The organism is Phenylobacterium sp. (genome assembly GCF_030693625.1).
Lineage (GTDB): Bacteria > Pseudomonadota > Alphaproteobacteria > Caulobacterales > Caulobacteraceae > Phenylobacterium > Phenylobacterium ferrooxidans.
Map to the genome: position 1 here is coordinate 1 of NZ_JAUYAF010000066.1, position 20,100 is coordinate 20,100.

At 68.5% G+C, this 20,100-nt stretch carries 22 protein-coding genes; 9 read left to right on the plus strand and 13 right to left on the minus strand.

All coding sequences use genetic code 11. From position 1 onward, the window contains the following. The 3 genes from Q8N10_RS14935 to Q8N10_RS14945 all read right to left on the minus strand — a co-directional run. Window positions 1–1,073: alpha/beta fold hydrolase (locus Q8N10_RS14935; RefSeq protein WP_305663950.1), on the minus strand; the 1,073-nt coding region annotated here is incomplete at its 3' end. Continuing rightward, on the minus strand, window positions 1,066–1,377 hold the full coding sequence (locus Q8N10_RS14940; RefSeq protein ID WP_305663951.1) for an SCP2 sterol-binding domain-containing protein: 312 nt from the start codon (window positions 1,375–1,377) through the stop codon (window positions 1,066–1,068). The genes Q8N10_RS14935 and Q8N10_RS14940, both read right to left, overlap by 8 nt. A 117-nt stretch (window positions 1,378–1,494) precedes the next feature. After that, window positions 1,495–1,932 (minus strand): DUF3617 family protein, encoded by a 438-nt coding sequence (locus tag Q8N10_RS14945; RefSeq protein ID WP_304780984.1) that lies wholly within the window; start codon window positions 1,930–1,932, stop codon window positions 1,495–1,497. A gap of 144 nt (window positions 1,933–2,076) precedes the next feature. Between Q8N10_RS14945 and Q8N10_RS14950 the strand changes: the two genes are divergently transcribed. After that, window positions 2,077–2,688 (plus strand): MSMEG_1061 family FMN-dependent PPOX-type flavoprotein, encoded by a 612-nt coding sequence (locus Q8N10_RS14950; protein ID WP_304780987.1) that lies wholly within the window; start codon window positions 2,077–2,079, stop codon window positions 2,686–2,688. Between the two features lie 34 nt (window positions 2,689–2,722). Here the strand turns inward: Q8N10_RS14950 and Q8N10_RS14955 are convergent, their stop codons facing one another. The 3 genes from Q8N10_RS14955 to Q8N10_RS14965 all read right to left on the minus strand — a co-directional run bounded on the left by Q8N10_RS14955 (window position 2,723) and on the right by Q8N10_RS14965 (window position 5,435). Continuing rightward, window positions 2,723–3,643, minus strand: coding sequence for a serine hydrolase (locus tag Q8N10_RS14955; protein WP_304780989.1), 921 nt, complete (start codon window positions 3,641–3,643; stop codon window positions 2,723–2,725). A 5-nt stretch (window positions 3,644–3,648) separates the two neighbouring features. Then, the gene (locus tag Q8N10_RS14960; protein ID WP_304780992.1) at window positions 3,649–4,521 is read right to left on the minus strand and encodes a class I SAM-dependent methyltransferase; all 873 of its coding nucleotides are present in this window, start codon (window positions 4,519–4,521) and stop codon (window positions 3,649–3,651) included. A 74-nt stretch (window positions 4,522–4,595) separates the two neighbouring features. Next, window positions 4,596–5,435 carry a class I SAM-dependent methyltransferase gene (locus Q8N10_RS14965; protein WP_304780993.1) on the minus strand — a complete coding sequence of 280 codons (840 nt, stop codon included), beginning with the start codon at window positions 5,433–5,435 and terminating at the stop codon, window positions 4,596–4,598. A 241-nt stretch (window positions 5,436–5,676) separates the two neighbouring features. On the opposite strand from Q8N10_RS14965, the gene Q8N10_RS14970 reads away from it, so the two are divergent. Both Q8N10_RS14970 and Q8N10_RS14975 read left to right on the plus strand, forming a co-directional pair. Continuing rightward, a complete protein-coding gene (locus Q8N10_RS14970; RefSeq protein ID WP_304780997.1) occupies window positions 5,677–6,132 on the plus strand; it encodes an Hsp20 family protein in 456 nt (151 codons plus the stop codon). A gap of 310 nt (window positions 6,133–6,442) precedes the next feature. After that, the gene (locus Q8N10_RS14975; RefSeq protein ID WP_304780999.1) at window positions 6,443–6,877 is read left to right on the plus strand and encodes a hypothetical protein; all 435 of its coding nucleotides are present in this window, start codon (window positions 6,443–6,445) and stop codon (window positions 6,875–6,877) included. Here the strand turns inward: Q8N10_RS14975 and Q8N10_RS14980 are convergent. The 4 genes from Q8N10_RS14980 to Q8N10_RS14995 form a co-directional block, all read right to left on the minus strand. After that, entirely contained in the window at window positions 6,874–7,641 is a 768-nt protein-coding gene (locus tag Q8N10_RS14980) for a crotonase/enoyl-CoA hydratase family protein (RefSeq protein WP_304781002.1), read from the minus strand. The two genes, Q8N10_RS14975 and Q8N10_RS14980, sit on opposite strands and share 4 nt — an antisense overlap. A 61-nt stretch (window positions 7,642–7,702) precedes the next feature. Beyond that, a complete protein-coding gene (locus Q8N10_RS14985; protein ID WP_304781006.1) occupies window positions 7,703–8,968 on the minus strand; it encodes a pentapeptide repeat-containing protein in 1,266 nt (421 codons plus the stop codon). Between the two features lie 84 nt (window positions 8,969–9,052). Further along, on the minus strand, window positions 9,053–10,312 hold the full coding sequence (locus Q8N10_RS14990) for a pentapeptide repeat-containing protein (RefSeq protein WP_304781008.1): 1,260 nt from the start codon (window positions 10,310–10,312) through the stop codon (window positions 9,053–9,055). A gap of 96 nt (window positions 10,313–10,408) precedes the next feature. Beyond that, the gene (locus Q8N10_RS14995; protein WP_304781010.1) at window positions 10,409–10,843 is read right to left on the minus strand and encodes a bifunctional diaminohydroxyphosphoribosylaminopyrimidine deaminase/5-amino-6-(5-phosphoribosylamino)uracil reductase RibD; all 435 of its coding nucleotides are present in this window, start codon (window positions 10,841–10,843) and stop codon (window positions 10,409–10,411) included. A 97-nt stretch (window positions 10,844–10,940) separates the two neighbouring features. Between Q8N10_RS14995 and Q8N10_RS15000 the strand changes: the two genes are divergently transcribed. Continuing rightward, complete coding sequence (locus tag Q8N10_RS15000; RefSeq protein ID WP_304781012.1) at window positions 10,941–11,687, plus strand: ABC transporter ATP-binding protein; 747 nt, start codon at window positions 10,941–10,943, stop codon at window positions 11,685–11,687. Then, window positions 11,684–13,225, plus strand: coding sequence for a hypothetical protein (locus Q8N10_RS15005; RefSeq protein ID WP_370690232.1), 1,542 nt, complete (start codon window positions 11,684–11,686; stop codon window positions 13,223–13,225). The genes Q8N10_RS15000 and Q8N10_RS15005 overlap by 4 nt, the downstream gene beginning before the upstream one ends. A gap of 3 nt (window positions 13,226–13,228) precedes the next feature. On the opposite strand, the gene gpmA is transcribed toward Q8N10_RS15005, so the two are convergent. Continuing rightward, window positions 13,229–13,945, minus strand: coding sequence for a 2,3-diphosphoglycerate-dependent phosphoglycerate mutase (gene gpmA, locus Q8N10_RS15010; RefSeq protein ID WP_304781015.1), 717 nt, complete (start codon window positions 13,943–13,945; stop codon window positions 13,229–13,231). Window positions 13,946–14,051: 106 nt separating this feature from the next. Here gpmA and Q8N10_RS15015 point away from each other — a divergent pair, with 106 nt between their 5' ends. From Q8N10_RS15015 to Q8N10_RS15030, 4 genes are all read left to right on the plus strand, one after another. Then, window positions 14,052–14,297, plus strand: coding sequence for a hypothetical protein (locus Q8N10_RS15015; RefSeq protein ID WP_304781192.1), 246 nt, complete (start codon window positions 14,052–14,054; stop codon window positions 14,295–14,297). Then, window positions 14,294–15,256, plus strand: coding sequence for an SIS domain-containing protein (locus tag Q8N10_RS15020; RefSeq protein ID WP_304781017.1), 963 nt, complete (start codon window positions 14,294–14,296; stop codon window positions 15,254–15,256). The genes Q8N10_RS15015 and Q8N10_RS15020 overlap by 4 nt, the downstream gene beginning before the upstream one ends. A 97-nt stretch (window positions 15,257–15,353) precedes the next feature. Continuing rightward, window positions 15,354–16,853, plus strand: coding sequence for a phosphomannomutase/phosphoglucomutase (locus tag Q8N10_RS15025; RefSeq protein WP_304781020.1), 1,500 nt, complete (start codon window positions 15,354–15,356; stop codon window positions 16,851–16,853). Window positions 16,854–16,932: 79 nt separating this feature from the next. Continuing rightward, window positions 16,933–18,234 (plus strand): UDP-glucose/GDP-mannose dehydrogenase family protein, encoded by a 1,302-nt coding sequence (locus tag Q8N10_RS15030; protein WP_304781022.1) that lies wholly within the window; start codon window positions 16,933–16,935, stop codon window positions 18,232–18,234. A 58-nt stretch (window positions 18,235–18,292) separates the two neighbouring features. Here Q8N10_RS15030 and Q8N10_RS15035 read toward each other — a convergent pair whose 3' ends face one another. After that, window positions 18,293–18,445, minus strand: coding sequence for a hypothetical protein (locus tag Q8N10_RS15035; protein ID WP_304781025.1), 153 nt, complete (start codon window positions 18,443–18,445; stop codon window positions 18,293–18,295). A gap of 187 nt (window positions 18,446–18,632) precedes the next feature. Beyond that, complete coding sequence (gene glmM / locus Q8N10_RS15040) at window positions 18,633–19,985, minus strand: phosphoglucosamine mutase (RefSeq protein ID WP_304781028.1); 1,353 nt, start codon at window positions 19,983–19,985, stop codon at window positions 18,633–18,635. Window positions 19,986–20,100 lie beyond the last annotated feature (115 nt).

A 20,100-nucleotide genomic window follows, 5' to 3' on the forward strand; every position in this document is an offset into this window, starting at 1 on the left:
GCCGGTTTCGGCGCGGCGGCGACAGGGGCCGGGGCGGGCTTGGGAGCGGGCGTCGGAGCCGGCGCCGGCGAGACGGCGGGCGCCGCCGCTGCGGACACGGGCTTGGCGGGGGCTGGCTTGGCGCCGGTGATCTTGCCGATCAGAGAGTCGAAAGCGGCCCAGAAGCCGGAGCGCTTGTTGTTCGTTTCCATAAGAATCTCATGATAGGAGCCGGCCACGCTGACGAATTTGCCGTCGGGCAGATGTGATGCGACCGATCGTTGTGCGTCGTCGACGACCAGCTTGTCGTCTCCGGCCGAAACGATGACCACGGGGATCTTGACGCTCCGCAGGTTTGCGGGATTGGCGAGGTAGGCGGTGGCGCGGAACGCGAAATCGAGCCAGCCCCAGGTGGGGCTGCCGAGCGCCAGGTCCCGATTGGCCGCCACCTGAGCCCGGGTGCGGGCGAAGCGGACGGGATCGTGGGTGAGGACATTGCCCTCGAAGACTTCACTGAATGGGTCGGCAGGCGTGTCCTGTACGTACTGGCCGCCACGGCCGGTCAGGCTCTTCCAGGCGGCCATCAGCTTGGCCTGGTAGGGCGGGGTGTTTCCGGTGCGTACCCCCAACATGGGTGCGCAGAGCACGGCGCCGGCGAAGCGGGGCGACTCGCCCTTGGCCAGGGCCAGCAGGGTCAGGCAGCCCCCCATGGAATGGCCCACCGCGATCCACGGCTTGGGCAGGCGCGCCTCGAAGGCCGCCAGGATGGCGTGATAGTCCTCGACGAAGGTCTGGTAGCCGTAGGCGTGGCCCTTCAGGCGGTCGGGCAGCTCGCGATGGGACAGGCCCTGTCCGCGCCACTCCTGGACCAGGACCGTAAAGCCCCGCGCCATCAGGTCCTCGACCACCTCGAAGTACTTCTCGATGTGCTCGGTGCGGCCGGTGCTCAGCACCACCGAGCCCCGCGAAGCGTCCTTGGGTTTGAAGATCGCCGCACGCAGCTTCGCGCCGCCCGAACCGACCACCCATTCGGCGACGCCGCCCGCCGGGATCGGGGCGGAGGGGATGGAGACCAGGGGCGCGGCCTCAGCCATGGTCGGCCACCATCTTCGAGAACAGCTGCTGGACCTGGGGCTGCAGGGACATGGCCAGGCCCATGTCAGACAGCCGCATGCGCCCCTTCATGACCGCGGTCATGGGGTCGAGTTGGCGCTTGCCCATGGCCTTCATGTCGTTCTGGCTGATGGTGATGGTCAGGTCGGCGGGCTTGTCGTCATTGCTGACGACCCCGCCGTCGATGTGGATGAAGCCTTCGCCCTTGAGGTCGAACTTCACGGACTTGCCGAGGCCGGAGTCGTCGCCCACGCCCGTCCGCACCCGTTCGGTCAGTTCCTGCAAGCTCGCCAAGGATCCAGCCCTTCCCGGTGGGTGTAAGGGGCACCTTCGCCTCTCGCGCGAATGATGTAAACGGCGACGCTTTTCTCAGGGTTAGCGAAGGGTTTCAGGGCCTGCGGATCAGCCCGCCTTGACCGGCGCGGGACAGACGTCGCCCAGACGGCGCGCATCGGTGGTGAAGCGACCGCCGAGCGGCAGTCCGGCATAGGTGGTGTCCACATCGGCCACCAACTTGAAGGTGCTGGGGGAATAGCTCCCCTTGGCCTCGATGGCGACCTGACGGCCCTTCTTGCTGGCGCAGGTTCCCTTGAGCGTGATCTTGCCGTCCTGGAAGACCCGGGTCGGATAGGTGCAGGCGTAGTGGCGGTTGCTGGGGCCCATGGTGAACTTGGCGACCTCCGACGGCGTGATGCAGCGCCGCTCCTTCTTGGTCTGGCTGATCACCGCCTGAACCTTGTTGGTCACCTCCCAATAGCCGGGCTGGATCGTGGACTCCTGGGCCAGGGCCGGCGCCGCGGCGGCCAGGGTGATCAGGCCAGCAGTGAGGATTCGCAACATGTTCCAGCTCTCGAACGAATGATGCTGACAGAATAGCGCATCAAGGTGGCTCAAGTCTGACCCGGCGTTTCGGGTCCCGTTCATCTTGCACATCGCGGGACCGGCGCGCATAGTTGAGAACGCTTCGCAAGAACGGGAAACGCCATGAGGACGCTCGAGCTCGCCGACCTGGACCAGATCTACCGCCAGCCGGGCAAGCTGGTGATCGACAAGGCCCTGGCCACGGTTGACAAGCATGGCAGGAGCTTCATCGCGCTCTCACCCTTCTGCGTGGTGTCTTCGGCGGGGGCCGACGGGTCGATCGACGTCTCGCCTCGCGGTGGGGAGCCGGGCTTTGTCCATGTCAGCGAGGACGGGCGGACGATCTTCCTGCCCGACCGCCCGGGCAACAATCGCCTCGACACCCTCCGCAACCTGCTGGCCGGACCTGGGCGGATCGGGTTCATGTTCATGATCCCCGGCTTTGACGACGTCTACCGCGTGAACGGCCGCGCCAGCGCCAGCGCCGATCCGGACCTGCTGGCTCAGTTCGTGGAGTTCGGGAAGACGCCGCGCCTGGTGCTGTCCATCGCCGTGGAGGAGGCCTTCTTCCACTGCCCCAAGGCGATCATGCGCGGCCGACTGTGGGAGGCCGAGGCCCAGGTGGACCGCTCGGCCCTGCCCACCCTGGCGGAGGTCATCTTCGACCAGCTGAACATGGGCAAGGTTCCGGTGACCGAAGAGGTGATCATGGCCGACTACAAGACCCAGCTCTGAGGTCTCCCCCGTCCACGGGGGAAGGCGCCGACAGCTAGCCTGCCCACAGGGCTTCGATCCCCAGTTTCACCGCGCGCGCCATCTGCGCGTTGATGGCGGCGGCGCCGACGAAGGGCTGGTGCGCCTGGGTGAAGACGGCGACGGCATAGCGCGCGCCATCCGGCCAGGTGATCACCCCCACCTCATTGCGCACGCGGCCGAACAGGGCGCCGCTCTTGGCGGCGAGCGCGCCGCCGTCCGGCACGGCGGCTTCCAGGCGCCTCGTAACCTGCCGACCCATCACATCACGCAACATGGCGCAGGCCGGCGGCAGGGCCGCGGTGTCGTTCCAGACGGCCGCCAGCAGGGTGGTCATGTCCCGCGCGGTGGTCCGCGAACCCCGCGCTGGGTCGAGGGCCGCGACGGCGGCGATGCGGCCCGGATCGGTGCTTCCGGCGTGGGCGGCGGGACCCAGTTTGCCGGACTGGGCGGCCAGCAGTTCGGCGTAGTTCCGGAACTCCAGCTCCACCGCCATGGTGTCCAGCATCGCCTTCAGGTCGCTGACGATCCGCGTTTCCCGGCAGCCGCAACTGACGGCGCGGGCGTTGATGGCGTCGAGGCCGATGCGGGCGATCAGCAGGTCGGTGGCGGCGTTGTCGCTGAGGGTCAGCATCATCGCAGCCAGGTCGCGCAGGGACAGACGCACCGGATCCTGGAAGTTGGAGATCCCCACCGGGCCTGGCGTCACGACGGCGGGGCGCAGGTCGACCTGCTTGGCCGGATCGATCTCCCCCTCGGCCGCCCGGGCGTAGAACTCCAGGGCCACCAGGACCTTGAACACCGAAGCCGGGACCACGGGACGGTCGGCCTCGAAGCCGAACTCGGCGCCGGTGGCGAGGTCGCGCACATGCAGGGCGCCGTCACAGCCGGCGGCGGCGAAGCCCGCGGCGATCTCGGAAGTGTCGGGATTGGCCATGGACCTCAGGTCGGTTTGACGAAGCGCAGGGTCATCCGGTCGCTCTCGCCGATGGCGTCGTACTTGGCGTGGTTGAAGGTCGGGTCGGCCGGCTGGCCACGGGGCGAGGAACGGCGCACCGGCGGCAGGGTCCAGACCCCAAAGGGATGGTCCTTGGTGTCCTTGGGGTTGGCGTTGATCTCCGAGGTCTTGTCGAGGATGAACCCCGCCTCCTGGGCCAGCTGGATCGCATAGGCCTGCTGCACGTAGCCGTCGGCGGCCAGCACGTCCTGCACGACCCCGGGCGAGGCGCGATGCTCCTCGATCCCCAAGGCCCCGCCCGGCTTCAGGGCCACGAAGGCGTCATGGAAGGCCTTCTCGGCGATGCCCGCCGCCATCCAGTTGTGCAGGTTGCGCATGAACAGGACCAGGTCGGCCGACCCCGCCGGCGCCACCGCGCCGCTGGTGGGGCCGAAGGAGGTGATCTCCACGTCGCCATAGAGCTTGGGCTGGGCGCGGATCTTGCGGCGGTAGGCGGCCACGATCTCGGCGGCGGCGGGTTCGCCAGGATCGTTGGTCTGCAGGTCGGCGGCGAACAGCTTGCCGTCGGTGGCCGCCAGGTAGGGCGCCAGGATGTCGGTGTACCAGCCGGCCCCCGGCCAGAACTCCACGACCGTCTGGCCGGGCGCCAGGCGGAAGAACTGGAGCGTCTCGACGGGGTGTCGCCAGGGATCGCGGACCTTGTCGAGGGGGTCGCGCCAGGCGCCGGCCACCACCTGTTCCAGGGTCAGGGGACCGGCCTTCGCGGCGGGCGGCTCGTCGGCCTTCTTGCCGCAGGCGGCGAGCGCCAAGGTGGAGCCGATCATCGCGCGCCGCGACAGAGAAACTGCTGAGAGCATCTACGAACCCGAACCCCTGGCGAACCGCCCCGCCGGAGTAGCCTCAGTCGGCGGGACGGTCAAAACCCCGCGGCTCAGCGGGGTTTGACGAAGCGCAGGGTCATGCGGTCGCTCTCGCCGATAGCGTCGTACTTGGCCCGGTCAAAGGCCGGATCGGCAGGCTTGTCGCCCTGCGTGTTGCGACGCACCGGCGGCAGGGTCCAGACGCCGAAGGGGTGATCCTTGGTGTCCTTGGGATTTGCGTTGACCTCCGATGAGGCGGCCAGCTTGAAGCCGGCCTTCTCGGCGGCGGCGACCACATTGGCGGTGGAGACGTAGCCATCCCGGGCGTCGGCGTTCTGCGGCCGCGGATCGGAGCGGTGCTCCTCGACGGCCAGGACTCCGCCCGGCTTCAGCACGGCGTAGAAGTCGGCCATGGCCTTGTCGAGCATCGGGGGCTGCCAGAGCCAGTTGTGGATGTTGCGCGCGGTGATCACCATGTCGGCCGAGGCCGATCCCAGGGGCTTGGACTCGGCCCCGAAATTCACGAAGCCGACCTTCCCGAACTTGGCCTCGTCGGCGTACTTGGCCTCGAAGGCCTGGCGGCCCTTGCGGGCGCCGTCGGAGAGCTTGGGATTGTCGAGGTCGGCGGCGCTGGCGATGTAGGTTCCGCCGGTGGCCTTGGCGTAGGGCGCCAGGATCTCGGTCCAGTAGCCGCCGCCCGGCGAAATCTCGATGATGGTCTGCTTGGGCTTCACGCCCCAGAAGGTCAGGGTCTCATAGGGGTGGCGGGCGGCGTCGCGGACGGTGTTGGCCTCGGTGCGGGACGGGCCGGCGACAGCGGCCTTCAGCGCCTTGTCCTCCGCGGCTTGGGCGGCGGGAGTCACGGCGATGACCGCCAGGGCGGAGAGCAGGACGAGCGAGCGGGCGGACATCGAGCGAACCTCAGGGTGTTTGGGACCGCGCGACCCTAATGGCCAAGCCTTCCTTGGCAAGGCCCCGCGCCATGACGTTTGCGTCAGAACAAACCCCCCTTGAAGCCCGAAAAGAGGCGCCTACCTAAGATCTCGAAGGCGCTGGAAATCCGGGCCTTCCAGGCCGCGCGTGACTTCGGTGCGTGCGACGCCTGCATCCCTGACCTGCAACCTTGCTTAAGCCAAGAAGGATGTAACCCACATGCGTACTGTCGATTTCTCCCCCCTCTATCGTTCCGTCGTCGGCTTCGACCGTCTCGCGGCCCTGCTTGAAACCGCCAGCGCGGACGCCGCCACTGGCTATCCGCCCTACAACATCGAGCGCACCGACGAGAACGCCTACCGTATCGAGATCGCGGTGGCGGGCTTCCGTCCCGACGAACTGAACATCGAGGTGAAGGAAAACCTCCTCACCGTACAAGGCCGCAAGGCCGCCAATGACGACCAGCGCCGCTTCCTGCATCGCGGCCTCGCCGAGCGTGACTTCGAGCGCCGGTTCCAGTTGGCCGACTATGTGGTGGTCACCGAGGCCAAGCTCTCCGACGGTCTGCTGGCCATCTCCCTGAAACGCGAACTCCCGGAGGCCCTCAAGCCCCGCCGGATCGAGATCGCCACGGGCGAGGCCACCGGCCTGATCGAAGGTGAAAAGGCCGCCTGATCCCCTCTCAGGCTGGCTCACCGGAAGGGCGGCGCGGCGACGCGCCGCCCTTTTCAGTGACCCTCTCCGCGGATCCACGGTCAACGACGCCGCATCTTGTTGGCCGTGAAGCGCAGTGTTTCGCAGAGGAAATACAATGAACTGAAGATGATACCCGGCGTTCAGCCAGGGCTCAGATCGATGATGTCATATTCAGATTGCAAGATCAGACCGTGGCCCGGCCTGATCGTCTCGGTCATCGCTAACAACAACTCGCCCGCCACCGCCCTCAGCCTCTCGCGGTCTCCGGGCTGGTTCCGCCAAGGACATCATGAACCGCACCGTTCCCGCCGCCGCCGTCCTCGCGCTGATGGCGTTCGCCGCGTGCGCGCCCAAGGCCGAGAAGACCGTCGCGGCGATCGATCCGACGACCTCGGCGACGGCGACGCCGCCCGCCATGGCCGAACACCGGACCCTGGACGGGATGCTGGCGCGCGCCCGGGAGCGCTTCGCCACGGCCGACCTTAACCAGGACGGCAAGGTGACCACCGAGGAACTGGAGCAGGGCCGCGCCGACCGCGAGGTCTCCGGCCCGCGCTGGGGCGCCGGCGGCCGGCTGATGCGCGCCGACACCGATACGGACGGGGAGGTCACCCTGGCTGATGTGGAGGCTCACACTCGCAAGCGTTTCGCCCGGCTGGACACCGACAAGGACATCGTCGTCAGCCCCGGCGAGACGCGCGCCGCCCTACAGCCCGCGAACTAGAACTCTCCGTGCCGCCCCTCGCCGGCGGCGAAGCGAGCCGCTCCCTGAACCGCCGAGCCTGACCTGAGGGTCTCACGGCCAAGGTCGACCTCGTTGGTGGTGGCGGTCGGCCAATCCATCGACCACTGGGCGATGGCCGAGGCGCGGTCGCTGCGCAGGCAGGCCTGGGGGAAGGCGCTGAGCTGTTGCGCCAGCTCGATCGCGTGCGTCAGCGCCTCGCCCTTGGGGACCAGCCGGTTCGCCAGGCCAATGGCGTAGGCCTCCGCCGCCTCGACCGGTCGTCCTGTGAGGATCAGGTCCATGGCCCGGGAGTGGCCGATCAGGCGCGGCAGGCGCACGGTGCCAAGGTCGATCAGGGGCACCCCGAACCGGCGGCAGAACACCCCGAAGATCGCGCCCTCCGCGGCCACCCGCAGGTCGCACCAGGCCGCCACCTCGATGCCGCCGGCCACCGCATGGCCCTCCACGGCGGCGATCACCGGCTTGGACAGTTCCAGCCGCGTACAGCCCATGGGGCCAAGGTCGCCCTCGCGATGCAGCGGATTGCCGTGTCCTTGGCTGACCCCCTTCAGGTCGGCGCCCGCGCAGAAGGTCCCGCCCCGCCCCTGCAGGACGGCCACGTCCAGGTTGGGGTCGGCGTCGAAGCCCTTGAAGGCCTCGTAGAGCTGCTGGGCGGTGGGGGCGTCGACGGCGTTTCGGGCGTCCGGCCGCTCGATGGTGACGACCGCGATGCGCCCGATGGTTTCCACGCTGACGGTCTGCACGGGAGCCTCCTTCTGAATTCAGGAGGTCAGGCTACGCTGCTGACGCCGCGTCAGCGAATGCTCAGGCGGCGGCGCGGGCGAGTTCGAAGCCGAGGGTGGCGTACAGCTGCACGTCTCGGATGCTAGCCCCGCTCAGCCGGGCGTCGGTGAGGTCGCAACCGCGCAGGTCCGCGCCGTCCAGCACCGCACCGGTCATGTCAGCCCCCTGGGCCAGGGCGTAGCGAACATTGGTCCGCTCGAAACTGGCGGCGGTCTGGCGGGTGGCGCTGAGCGGCAGGGGCGCGAAGATGGCGCCGCGCAGGTCGGCCTTGGTGAGGTTGGCGCCGGTCAGCCGCGCGCCGCGGGCGTCGGCGTCCCGCATGCAGACCCCTCGCAGGTCCGCGCCGTCCAACTGCGCGCCCTGCAGATGAGAGCCGGTGAGATCAAGACCGACCATGATCGCGCCCTTGGCGCTCATGGCGCTGAGCCGTAGCCCGCGCAGGCGATCGGCCAAGGGGCGCAGGTCTTCATTGTCGAAGGTGGCGGGCTTCCCCTCGCGGCCGCCGGTCTGGCACCAGAGGTGATTGCTTTGGGCGCGGGCGAACAGCTCCTCCGCCCGCTCGATGGCGGCCGCGGTGGGGGCGCGGATGGCGCCGGACATGTTGGCGCCGTAGGTGCGGGCCTGGGCCACATCGACCCCGGTGATCGTTGCGAAAGAAAGGTTGGCGCCCTCAAAATTGGTGTTGGCCACGTCGGCGCCGTCCAGCATGGCGCCCGACAGATTGGCGTCCTTCAGGTTCGCGCCGGACATCTTGGCGCCCTTCAGGGAGCAGTCGGTGAAGTCCGAGGCGAAAGCCGAGGCGTCGTTGAGCTGCGAGCCGTCCAGGGTCGCGCCGGCGAAGATGGCGTTGTCCAGCTGGCCCTCGCGGGTCTGGTGCACCACAGAGGCCAGGCCCTTGGAAGGATGCGGAAGGGCCACCTGGCCAACCCGGAAATCGGCCTGGGTCAGGTCGGCCTGGGAGAGATTGGCGCCGCGCAGGCAGGTGCCGCGCAGGTCAGCGCGGACCAGGCGGGCGCGGCGCAGATCGGCCTTGCGCAGATCACAGCCGAACAGGATGGCGCGTTCCAGGTTGATCCCGGCCATCTTGGCGCCGTCGAAGATCGAAGCCGAGACGTCGGCGTCCGCCAGGTTACGACCCGCCAGGTCAGCGCCGGAGAGATCGACGAACTTCAGGATCGCACGCTTGCCGCCGGGCCGCCGGGCGATGAATTTCTCATGGCCGGAGACGATCAGCTCGATCTCGCCAGCGGACAGCTTTCTTCGCCCGGACAATGTGATGTTGGTCATGCGGACAGGCTCTGGCGAACGGCGATCTGTGGGAATTTCTTAGACCCCAGATGCAACCGAACCCTTAAGCTTGACGCAACGTGATCATATTGTCTCGCCCAGGCCCCGGGCGCCCCACTTCTGGGCGCCGGTGAGACTGGCCTGCCGCAACTGGGCGTTGGTGAAGTTGGCCCGGCTCAGATCGGCGTCGATCAGCAGGACGTGGCGCAGGTCGGCGCGCGCCAGGTCGGCGTTTTTCAGGCTCGCGCCGGTGAGATTGCAGGGCAGGATGCGGTCGCCCCCGAGCAGCAGGGGCCCCATCTGGGCGTCGCGCAGATCGGCGCTGGCCAGCTTGGCGCCCATCATGCGCGCGCCCCTGAGGTCGGCGCGGCGCAGGTTGCAGGCCCGCAGGTCGGCGCCCTCGAGGTTCGCGCCCTGAAGCTGCACGCCCTCCATGTCGAGGCCGTAGAACACTGCGCCCTTGGCCGAGAGCGCCGTCAGGTTGAAGCCGCGGACCGTCTCCAGGGCCCGCAGGTCGGCGTTGTCGAACACGCTCGGCGACCCTTCCGCCCCGCCGGTCTCGCACCAGCGGGCGTGGTCGCGGATCATGGTCTTATAGGGCAGGTCGGAGACCGCCTTGCCCGAGGGCTGGTCGGTAAGCGCGCCGCGCATGTCGGCCTGGCTGATGTTCCAGGAGTAGGTCTTGGCGCCCACCAGGATGCAGTCGCGCAGGTCCGCGCCCGCCAGGTCCGCGCCGGAAAGGTCGGCGCCGGCCATGTTGGCGCCGGTCAGGGTGCATTGCTTGAGGTTGGCCCGGACCAGCTTGGCGTCCTTGAGCACCGCGTCGGTGAAGTCGGCCCGGACGGCCATGACGCCCGACAGGCGCGACCGCTCCAGGTTGGCGCCGGCCAGGATAGCGCCCTGCATCTCGCCCGCCCGGTTCTGGTGCTCCATGACCTTCAGGCCCTGGACGCGGTCCACCGAGGCGATGGAGCCTTCGCGCAGGTCGCATTCAAAGAGGTCGGCGCCGGTCAGGTTGGCGTTCCGCAGGCAGGCGCCGCGCAGGTCGGCCCGGCGCATGGAGGCGTCGGTGAGATTGGCGTTCTGCAGGTCTGCGCCGAACAGGTTGGCGTGGTCCAGGCGGGTGCCCTGCAGCTGGCAGTCGGAAAGTATGGCGCCGGTGAAATCGCCGTCACACAGATTGCGCCCGCGCAGGTCCAGGCCGGTGAGATTCTTCCAGGCGAACACCGCCCGGGCGCCGCCGGGTTTGGAGGTCCAGAGCCGGTCATGCTTGGCGCAGATGGCGTCGACTTCAGCCTGGGTGAGGGGCTGGAGATCCTGGATGGTTGCGGTTTGAAGCGACATGGGAGGCTGGGGGACCCTGAACTTACTGTCCCCAGAATAGGTTCTCGCAATTAACACGCTGTTTCCGCCACTTAGCGAAAACACGATGAAGAATCACTAAGTCCCGGGCGGCTGGTAGTCCGCGTACAGGCTCCCAGCCTCGGTCTCCAGCAAACCAAGCTCCACCTTGAGGCCGGCGGTGCGCAACCTTTCCGTGCCCCGCCCCGACGCATAGGTTGAGGCGTCGGTGCAGGCGATGACGACGCGCGCGATCCCGGACGCCACCAGCCGTTCCGAGCAGGAGGCCGTTCCGGTGGACCTCTGGCCGCAGGGCTCCAGGGTGAGGTAGGCCACGGCGCCACGGGCGGCTTCCCCGGCCTGATCCAGGGCCTGTTCCTCGGCATGGGGGCGGCCGCCAGCCTGGGTGACACCCTGCCCCACCACCGCGCCTCCGGCCACGATCACGCACCCCACGGAGGGGTTAAGGCCGGTCTTCCCCAGCTGGGTGCGGGCCAACGCGATGGCGGCGCGCATGTGGTCGTCGTCGGTCATGCCGGGTTTGTGAGGCGCCCGGGGCGTTCCCCGCAAGCCCGCGCGGTTGAGCCGGCTTCGCCCCTCGCCCATAGTCGGGCCTGGACGGGAGGGCTTCGTGACCGACGCACTGGTGATCAGGGGCCTCAACAAGACCTTCCGGACGCCCGCCGTGGACAACCTGGACCTCACGGTCCGCTCCGGCGAACTCTACGCCTTGCTGGGCCCCAACGGCGCGGGCAAGACCACCACCCTGCGCATGGTGGCGGGCCTGCTGAAGCCCGACACCGGATCGATCAGCGTGTTCGGCGTCGATGCGCTGGCCGACCCCATGGCCGCCAAGCAGCTCATCGCCTGGGCGCCGGACGAGCCCATGCTCTACGACCGCCTGACCCCTCTGGAGTATCTGGAGTTCGTGGCCGGACTTTGGGGCGTCGAGGCGGCGACCGCCAGGAACCGCTCCGAGGAGCTGCTGCGGATGCTCGGCCTCTGGGACGAGCGCGGCCGCCGATGCGAGGGGTTCTCGCGCGGCATGAAGCAGAAAACCGCCCTCGCCGGTGCCCTGATCCACGATCCGAAACTGCTGATCCTCGACGAACCGCTCACCGGCCTGGACGCCGGCGCCGCGCGCCAGGTGAAGGACCTGCTGACCGCCCGCACCCGGGCCGGGGCGACGGTGATCCTCACCACCCATATCCTTGAGGTGGCCGAGCGGATGGCCGACCGCATCGGCATCATCCAGCACGGCAGGCTGCTCATCGAGGGCCGTCTGGAGGAATTGCGGGCCCAGGCCGGGGATGGCGACGCCAGCCTGGAGGACCTGTTCCTCGACCTCACTGGCCAGACCGAGGCCGCGCCCGCGTGATCGCCAGGCCGGGCTCGACCCTGTGGCTGCTGGCCCACGAGATGCGGCTGGGCTGGCGCACCTTGCTGGCGCGGCGCGGCGAGAACCGCCGCGGCGGCTGGATCGCGCTGGCTACCGTCGGTCTGGTCACCCTGGCCGGCGGCGTGCCGATCGGCCTGATGCTGCGCCGGGTGGAGATCACCGTGACCCCGACGGGCATCCTGCTGGCCGACGCCATCCTGGCGGTGATCTTCAGCCTGATGCTGTCCCAGACCCTGGCCGCCGCCGCCGATGTCCTCTACGACCGGGGCGACCTGGACCTGCTGTTCTCCTCGCCCATCGATCCGCGCAAGGTGCTGACCGTGCGGTTCGCGGCCATCGCCCTGAACCTGTTCCTGGTGTTCTCGGCCTTCCTTGGCCCCTTCCTGATCCCCATCGCCCTGATCGGCCACCCGCCTTGGCTGTCGGCCTTCCTGGTGCTGGCGAGCGTGGCCATCGCGGCCACGGCCTGCGGCTTGGTGGTGGCCATGGGCATGTTCGCCGCCATCGGTCCGCGACGAACCCGCACCATCGCCCAGGTGACCTCGGCCCTGATCGGGGCGGGGTTTTTCCTGGTCACCCAGGCGCGAAACATCTTCGGCGCCCCGGTGGGTTCGGTCTGGAGCGACCTGGTCGCAGCGGCCACGGCGCCGGGCGTCGTCATGCCCCCGGTGGCGGCCCTGCCCCTGCGCGCCCTGCTGGGCGACCCGGGCGCGGTGGCGATCCTGCTGGTGACCGCCCTGGCGATGTTCGCCGGCGTGAACCTCTGGCTGGGGGGCCGGTTCGCCGCCGACTCCGCCGCCGCCGCCGGGGCCGAGGCCAGCGCGGTCAAGGCGCGCACCCGGCCCGTGGCCTTCACCGGCGGGGCCTTCGCCGCCACGGTGCGCAAGGAGCTGCGGCTGATGAGCCGCGATGCGGCCCTGATGTCCCAGGTGATGCTGCGGGTGCTCTACCTGCTGCCCCTGGCCTTCGTCCTGGTGCGCAACGCCGGAAGCCAATCCCTGCTGGCCCTGCCGGGCGGGGCCGCAGCCCTGGCCTTCGTGGCCGGCCAGGTGGCCGCCAGCCTGGCCTGGATCACCGTCTCGGCGGAGGACGCCCCCGACCTGATCGCGGGCGCGCCCACCCCTATCGCCATCGCGCGCCGGGCTAAGCTGGCGGCGGCCTTCATCCCGGTCGCCGCCCTGCTGGCCCCCATCCTGGTCACCCTGATCGTGCTGGAGCCACGGGTCGGCCTTGCGGCGACCGCCGGCTGCGCGGCGGCGACGGTGGCTAACGGCCTCATCAACATCTGGTATCAGCGCCCGGCCAAGCGCTCGGAGTTCCGCCGCCGCCGGGGGTCGAGCTGGATCTCCACCCTGGCCGAGGTCGCGGTGGGGGTGTGCATCGCCGCGGCCACCGGCCTTGCCGCCGCGGGCCTGGCCTGGGCGCTCATTCCGGCCTTGCTGGCGGGTCTGCTGTTGCTGGCCGTCCGCCGCACGGACGCCCAGATCGCCCAGGCCCTGCGGGTCGCCGCACGCTAGCTTTTAAGCGCCGTAGGTCGGCAGTTTGGTGGCGCGGGCCTCGTCCAGATACCGCGCGGAAACAGGCTTCAGGGCGGCGTCCAGCTCGATCAGCAGCGGGTTGCCGGTAGGGATCTCCACATCGATGATGGCGGTGTCGCTGAGGCCGTAGAGCAGCTTGACGATGGCGCGCAGGGAATTGCCGTGGGCCGCCACCAGGAGGGTCTCGCCGGCCGCCAGCTTCGGCGCGATCTCGGCGGCCCAGTAGGGGGCGACGCGGTCCAGGGTGGTCTTCAGGCTCTCTGTGTCGGGCAGGGTCGCGCCGGCATAACGGCGGTCGCCTGCGAAATCGAACTCCCCGCCGGGCGCCAGCGGCGGCGGCGGCACGTCATAGGAACGCCGCCACACCTTGACCTGATCGTCCCCGTGCTTCTTGGCGGTCTCGGCCTTGTTCAGGCCGGTCAGTCCGCCGTAGTGGCGCTCGTTCAGCCGCCAGTCCTTGGTTTCCGGAACATAGACCTGGCCCGCCGCCGTCAGGGCCAGCCAGCAGGTACGGATGGCGCGTGTCAGGACCGAGGTGAAGGCGCGGTCGATCTGGATGCCGGCGGCCTTGATCAATTCCCCGCCCTTGGTCGCCTGGGCTTCGCCCTCGGGCGTCAGGTCCACGTCCACCCAGCCGGTGAAACGGTCTTCCAGGTTCCAGCGGCTCTGGCCATGGCGCAGCAGGATCAGGGTGGGCACTGGGAAACCTCCATTCGCGAGCGAGGCCTGCGGGCTAGGGTGCGCAGCCGGTGAGGTCAAGGGTTCGCTGGCCCGAGGCGATTGGAGCCGCTATATCGGCTTGACCATGCGTGACCGCCTGTTCTTCCCCGCCATCGCCCTGGCCGCCCTTGTGATGGTGGCCCTGGCCCTTGTCTGGCCCCAGGGCCTTGGCGACCGCTCGCCGGGCGTCTTCGGGCGCACGCCCACCCAGCGGACACCGGCGGTGCAGGCGGCGATGCAGCGGGAGACCGAAGCGGCCAACAGGCGCGTCAATCAGGCCCGGCAGGCGGTCTCCGACCTGCAGAGCCAAGCCATATCCCCGACCCAATGACCGAATTCGACGCCGTGGCCGTGGGCCGGCGAGTGCTGGCCGCCGAGGCTGACGCCCTGACCCATCAGGCTGACGGCCTGGGCGCGGCCTTCGCCAAGGCCGTGGACATACTCTACGCCGCCAAGGGCAAGATCGTCTGTTCCGGCATCGGGAAATCCGGCCACGTGGCGCGCAAGATCGCCGCCACCTTCGCCTCCACCGGCGCGCCGGCCTTTTTCGTTCACGCCAATGAGGCCAGTCACGGCGACCTGGGCATGATCGCCGAGGGCGACGTGGTGCTCTGCCTGTCGAAGTCGGGCGAGGTGAAGGAACTGGCTGATGTCCTGGCCTATTCGCGCCGCTTCCATATCCCCCTGATCGCGCTAACCGCCGACCCCCAGAGCGCGCTGGGCAAGGCGGCCGATGTAGTCCTGCAGCTGGCCGACGCCGCCGAGGCCACCGCCGAGGTCAAGGCGCCCACCACGTCAACCACCCTGCAGATCGCGCTCGGCGACGCCCTGGCCGTCGCGCTTCTTGAACGGCGAGGCTTCACCGCTCGTGACTTCAAGACCTTCCACCCCGGCGGCAAGCTGGGGGCCATGCTGCAGACCGTCGGCGACCTGATGCACGGCGCAGCCGAACTGCCATTGGTCTCCCTCGACACCCCCATGGCCCAGACCCTGCTGGTGATGACGGAGAAGGCCTTCGGCATCGTCGGCGTCACCGGTCCGGACGGCGCGCTCCGCGGCGTGATCACCGACGGCGACCTTCGCCGCCACATCGACGGCCTGATGGGCCACACCGCCGGCGAGGTCATGACGCCTGGCCCCAAGAAGACCGCGCCCCCGGGCATGCTGGCCGGCGAGGCCCTGGCCCTGATGAGCGATCCCCTGCCGATGGTCACCGTGTTGTTCGTGGTCGAGGGCGAAAAACCGGTCGGGATCTTGCGGGTTCACGACCTGGTGCGCGCGGGCGTGTAGCAATCGTCACGAAACATAAGTCCAAGGCATGCGTTCGCATGGTCTTAAGGCCTCAAGACCCCTAAGAAGCCTGATCGAACACATCGATGGAGTCCTGATGCATCCCGTTCCGCGCGCCGACCTCGTTCCCAACACCCTGGACTACGAAATCTATCCACTCGTGAAGGCCACGGGTTTCAGGGAATACGACGCGCGTTGGCTGCTTGGGCCTGACATCAACCTGTTGGGCATCGAGGCCCTGGGCCTGGGTCTCGGGACCTATATCCAGGAACTGGGCCAGACAAAGATCGTCATCGGCCACGACTTCCGGTCCTATTCAATTTCCGTGAAGCAAGCCCTCACCGTCGGCCTGCTGGCCGCGGGCTGCGAGGTTCTGGACATCGGCCTGGCCCTGTCGCCCATCGCCTATTTCGCCCAGTTCGACCAGGACGCCCCCTGCGTGGCCATGGTCACCGCCAGCCACAATGAGAACGGCTGGACTGGGGTGAAGATGGGCGCCCAGCGGCCCCTGACCTTCGGCCCGGTCGAGATGGGCCGGCTGAAGGAAATCGTCCTGGGGGGCCTGAGCCAGATGCGCCCGGGCGGCTCCCTGACCCACGTCACTGGCGTGCCGGAACGCTACGTCGCCGACATCGTTCGCCGGGTGGCCGTGAAGCGGCCGCTGAAGGTGGTCTGCGCCTGCGGCAACGGGACCGCCGGCGCCTTCGCCCCCGACGCCCTGCGCCGCATGGGGGTCGAGGTCATCGAGATGGACTGCGAGCTCGACTGGACCTTCCCGCGCTACAATCCCAATCCTGAAGACCACGAGATGCTGCAAGAGATGGCCAAGGCGGTGCGCCAGCACGGCGCCGACCTGGCCCTGGGCTTCGACGGCGACGGCGACCGCTGCGGCGTGGTGGACGACACCGGCGAGGAGATCTTCGCCGACAAGATCGGCCTGATGCTGGCCCGCGACCTGTCGGTCCTGCACCAGAACGCCACCTTCGTGGTCGACGTGAAGTCCACGGGCCTCTACGCCACCGACCCGGTCCTGGCCGCCAACGGCGCCAAGACCGTCTATTGGAAGACCGGCCACTCCTACATCAAGCGCAAGACCGCCGAACTGGGCGCCCTGGCCGGCTTCGAGAAGAGCGGCCACTTCTTCTTCAATGATCCCCTGGGGCGCGGCTATGACTGCGGCCTGACCGCCGCCGCCGCCATCCTGGCGATGATGGACCGCAATCCGGGCAAGAAGCTCTCGCAGCTGAAGGACGCCCTGCCGATCGCCTACACCTCGCTGACCATGTCCCCCCACTGCGGCGACGAGGTGAAGTACGGGGTGGTGGACGACGTGGTGGCCGAGTACGAGGCCCTGGCCAAGGCCGGGGGCACGATCCTGGGCCGGAAGATCGTCGAGGTGATCACCGTCAACGGCGTCCGCGTGGCGCTGGAGGACGGTTCATGGGTCCTGGTGCGGGCCTCCTCCAACAAGCCAGAGATCGTGGTGGTGGTGGAGAGCACCCAGTCGGACGCCGACATGCGCGCCCTGTTCCGCGAAGAGGTGAAGCCGCGCCTCGCCAAGCGGCCTGAGGTCGGCGCCTACAACCAGGAAGTCTGATCGCACGGCGCCACTTTTGCTGCGCTGCAAAAAGATGTACCGGCCTGACGCAGGGCCAGCACGAACTCGGGGGTAGATGATGCACGTTACGATGATTGGCACCGGCTATGTAGGCCTGGTGAGTGGGGCCTGCTTCGCCGACTTCGGCCATGACGTCATCTGCATCGACAAGGATGCCGGCAAGATCGAGCGCCTGAAGGCTGGCGGCATCCCGATCTACGAGCCGGGTCTCGACGTGCTGGTGGCCCAGAACGTCAAGGCCGGCCGTCTGTCCTTCGACACCGAGGCCGCCGAGGCGGTGGCCAAGGCCGACGCGGTGTTCATCGCCGTGGGCACGCCCTCGCGCCGCGGCGACGGCCATGCCGACCTTTCCTATGTCTACGCCGCCGCCGAGGAGATCGCCGGCCTGCTGGACGGCTTCACCGTGATCGTCACCAAGTCCACCGTGCCGGTCGGCACCGGCGACGAGATCGAGCGCATCATCAAGGCCAAGCGCCCCGACGCCCAGTTCGCCGTGGTCTCCAATCCGGAGTTCCTGCGCGAAGGCGCGGCCATCGAGGACTTCAAGCGTCCCGACCGCGTGGTGGTGGGTCTGGAGGACGAGCGCGCCCGGCCGGTTATGACCGAGCTCTACCGCCCGCTCTATCTGAACGAGACCCCCATCGTCTTCACCAGCCGCCGCACCAGCGAGCTGATCAAGTACGCGGCCAACGCCTTCCTGGCCCTGAAGATCACCTACATCAACGAGATCGCCGACCTCTGCGAGGCGCTGGGCGCCGACGTGCAGCAGGTGGCCAAGGGCATCGGCCTCGATAAGCGGATCGGCGGCAAGTTCCTCAACGCAGGCCCTGGCTATGGCGGCTCCTGCTTCCCGAAGGACACCCTGGCCCTGGTGCGCACCGCCACCGACGCCGGCAGCCCCGTGCGGCTGATCGAGACCACGGTGGAGATCAACGACGCCCGCAAGAAGGCCATGTCCGGCAAGGTCGCCAAGGCCCTCGACGGCGACCTGACCGGCAAGACCGTCGGGGTCCTGGGCCTGACCTTCAAGCCCAACACCGACGACATGCGCGACGCCCCCGCCCTCGACATCCTCCCGGCCCTGCAGGCCCTCGGCGCCAAGGTTCAGGCCTATGACCCCGAGGGGGAAGAGGCCAAGCACATGCTGAAGGATGTGGACTTCAAGTCCGACGCCTACGAGGCGGCGACCGGCGCCGACGTCCTGGTGATCATCACCGAATGGGATCAGTTCCGGGCGCTGGACCTGGATCGCATCAAGGGCCTGATGAAGACCCCGACTCTGGTGGACCTGCGCAATATCTATAAGCCCGAGGACATTCGCTCGCGGGGCTTCAAGTACGCCTCCATCGGGCGCGCGTAGCTCAGGGCGAGCGACGCTCGCCGGGCGTCGCGGCAAGGATCGGGTGAACCTGCGGCGTCTAGCTCAGCAGGTTGAAGAGTACCGTTCCGATCCAGAGCGCACCGGCCCAGAAGGCGACGGCGAGGAGCGCGACGAAGGCGAGGCTGGCGATCGAGCTGGTCGCCCGGATCGGCCCTCGCGTCGCGCCCGCGATAACGGGACTACGCTGCATGTGTCCTCCCAAGGACTGTCTTCTTTTCCTGCCGGGGCCGGTCGAGCGGCCCCAACATTACGAAGCTGACATGAATTCTCGGAGTTGAACAGCCTGGGAAACCCTTTGTTCAGCTTGCCGCGGGGCGCGGGCCTTCAAATAGGCGTGTAGCAGGTTCGTTCTGCGCAGTTGCAGACCGGGCCGGAACTCAGGCCGCGGCCTTCTTCACCGCGCCGACGATGTCCTTGATGACGTCGCGGACCAGCTTCTCGTCGTCGGCCTCGGCCATGACCCGGATCAGGGGCTCGGTGCCCGAGGCGCGGACCACCAGGCGCCCCGTGCCCGCCAGGCGCACCTCCGCGGCGGCCAACACCTTCTTGACCTGCTCGTCCTCCAGCGGCTTGCCGCCGGCGAAACGCACGTTCTCCAGGCGCTGGGGCACCGGCTCGAACTGGTGGGCCAGTTCGCTCATCGGCTTGTCGGCCAGTTTCAGCACCGCCAGCACCTGCAGCGCCGCCAGAAGGCCGTCGCCCGTGGTGGAGAAGTCCGACAGGATCATATGGCCCGACTGCTCGCCCCCCAGGTTGAAGCCGCCCTCGCGCATGCGCACCATCACCGCCCGATCGCCCACCGCGGTGCGTTCCAGCTTCAGGTCCCGCGCCGCCAGGAAGCGCTCCAGGCCAAGGTTCGACATCACCGTGGCCACCACCCCGCCGCCGCTCAGGCGGTCGCGCTTGGCCCAGTTGTCGGCGATCAGGGCCATGATCTGGTCGCCATCGACAACGTGGCCCTTCTCGTCGCAGATCAGCAGGCGGTCCGCGTCGCCATCCAGGGCGATGCCGATATCGGCGCGATACTCGCGCACCGCCCGGACCATGGCCTCAGGATGGGTGGAGCCGCATTCCTCGTTGATATTGGTGCCGTTCGGATCGACCCCGATCTTGATGACCTCGGCGCCCAGTTCGTACAGCACCACCGGCGCCACCTTATAGGCTGCGCCATGGGCGCAATCGATCACCACCCGCAGGCCCGCCAGGCTCATGCGGCGCGGGAAGGTGGCCTTGGCGATCTCCACATAGCGCGCCTGGCTGTCGTCCACCCGCGACACCCGGCCCAGCGCCGTGGGCGCCGCCAGGCCCTCGGCCAGGGGCTGGTCCATCAGGGCCTCGATCTCCAGCTCACGCGCGTCCGACAGCTTGTAGCCGTCGGGGCCGAACAGCTTGATGCCGTTGTCGATGAAGGCGTTGTGAGAGGCCGAGATCATCACGCCAAGGTCGGCCCGAAGGGAGCGGGTCATCATGGCCACGCCCGGGGTCGGCATCGGCCCCAGCAGGCGCACGTCCATGCCCACGCTGGCGAACCCGGCCACCAGGGCAGGCTCCACCATGTAGCCCGAGAGCCGGGTGTCCTTGCCGATCACCACCATGTGACGGCGATCGTCCTGCGACATGAACAACTTGCCCGCGGCCAGCCCGACGCGTAGCGCCACCTCGGCGGTCATCGGGTGGCTATTGGCCTGACCGCGAATGCCGTCAGTTCCGAAATAGGCGCGTTTTGTCATCAGGAGGCAGCTCTCGAAACGATACGAAACTGAGATTTAGTCGACGCCGCGTTTGCGAATGCTAAAGGCGGCGTGGGCTTTCAAAGATTATTGCGCCTTCGTTTGACAAAAGGAA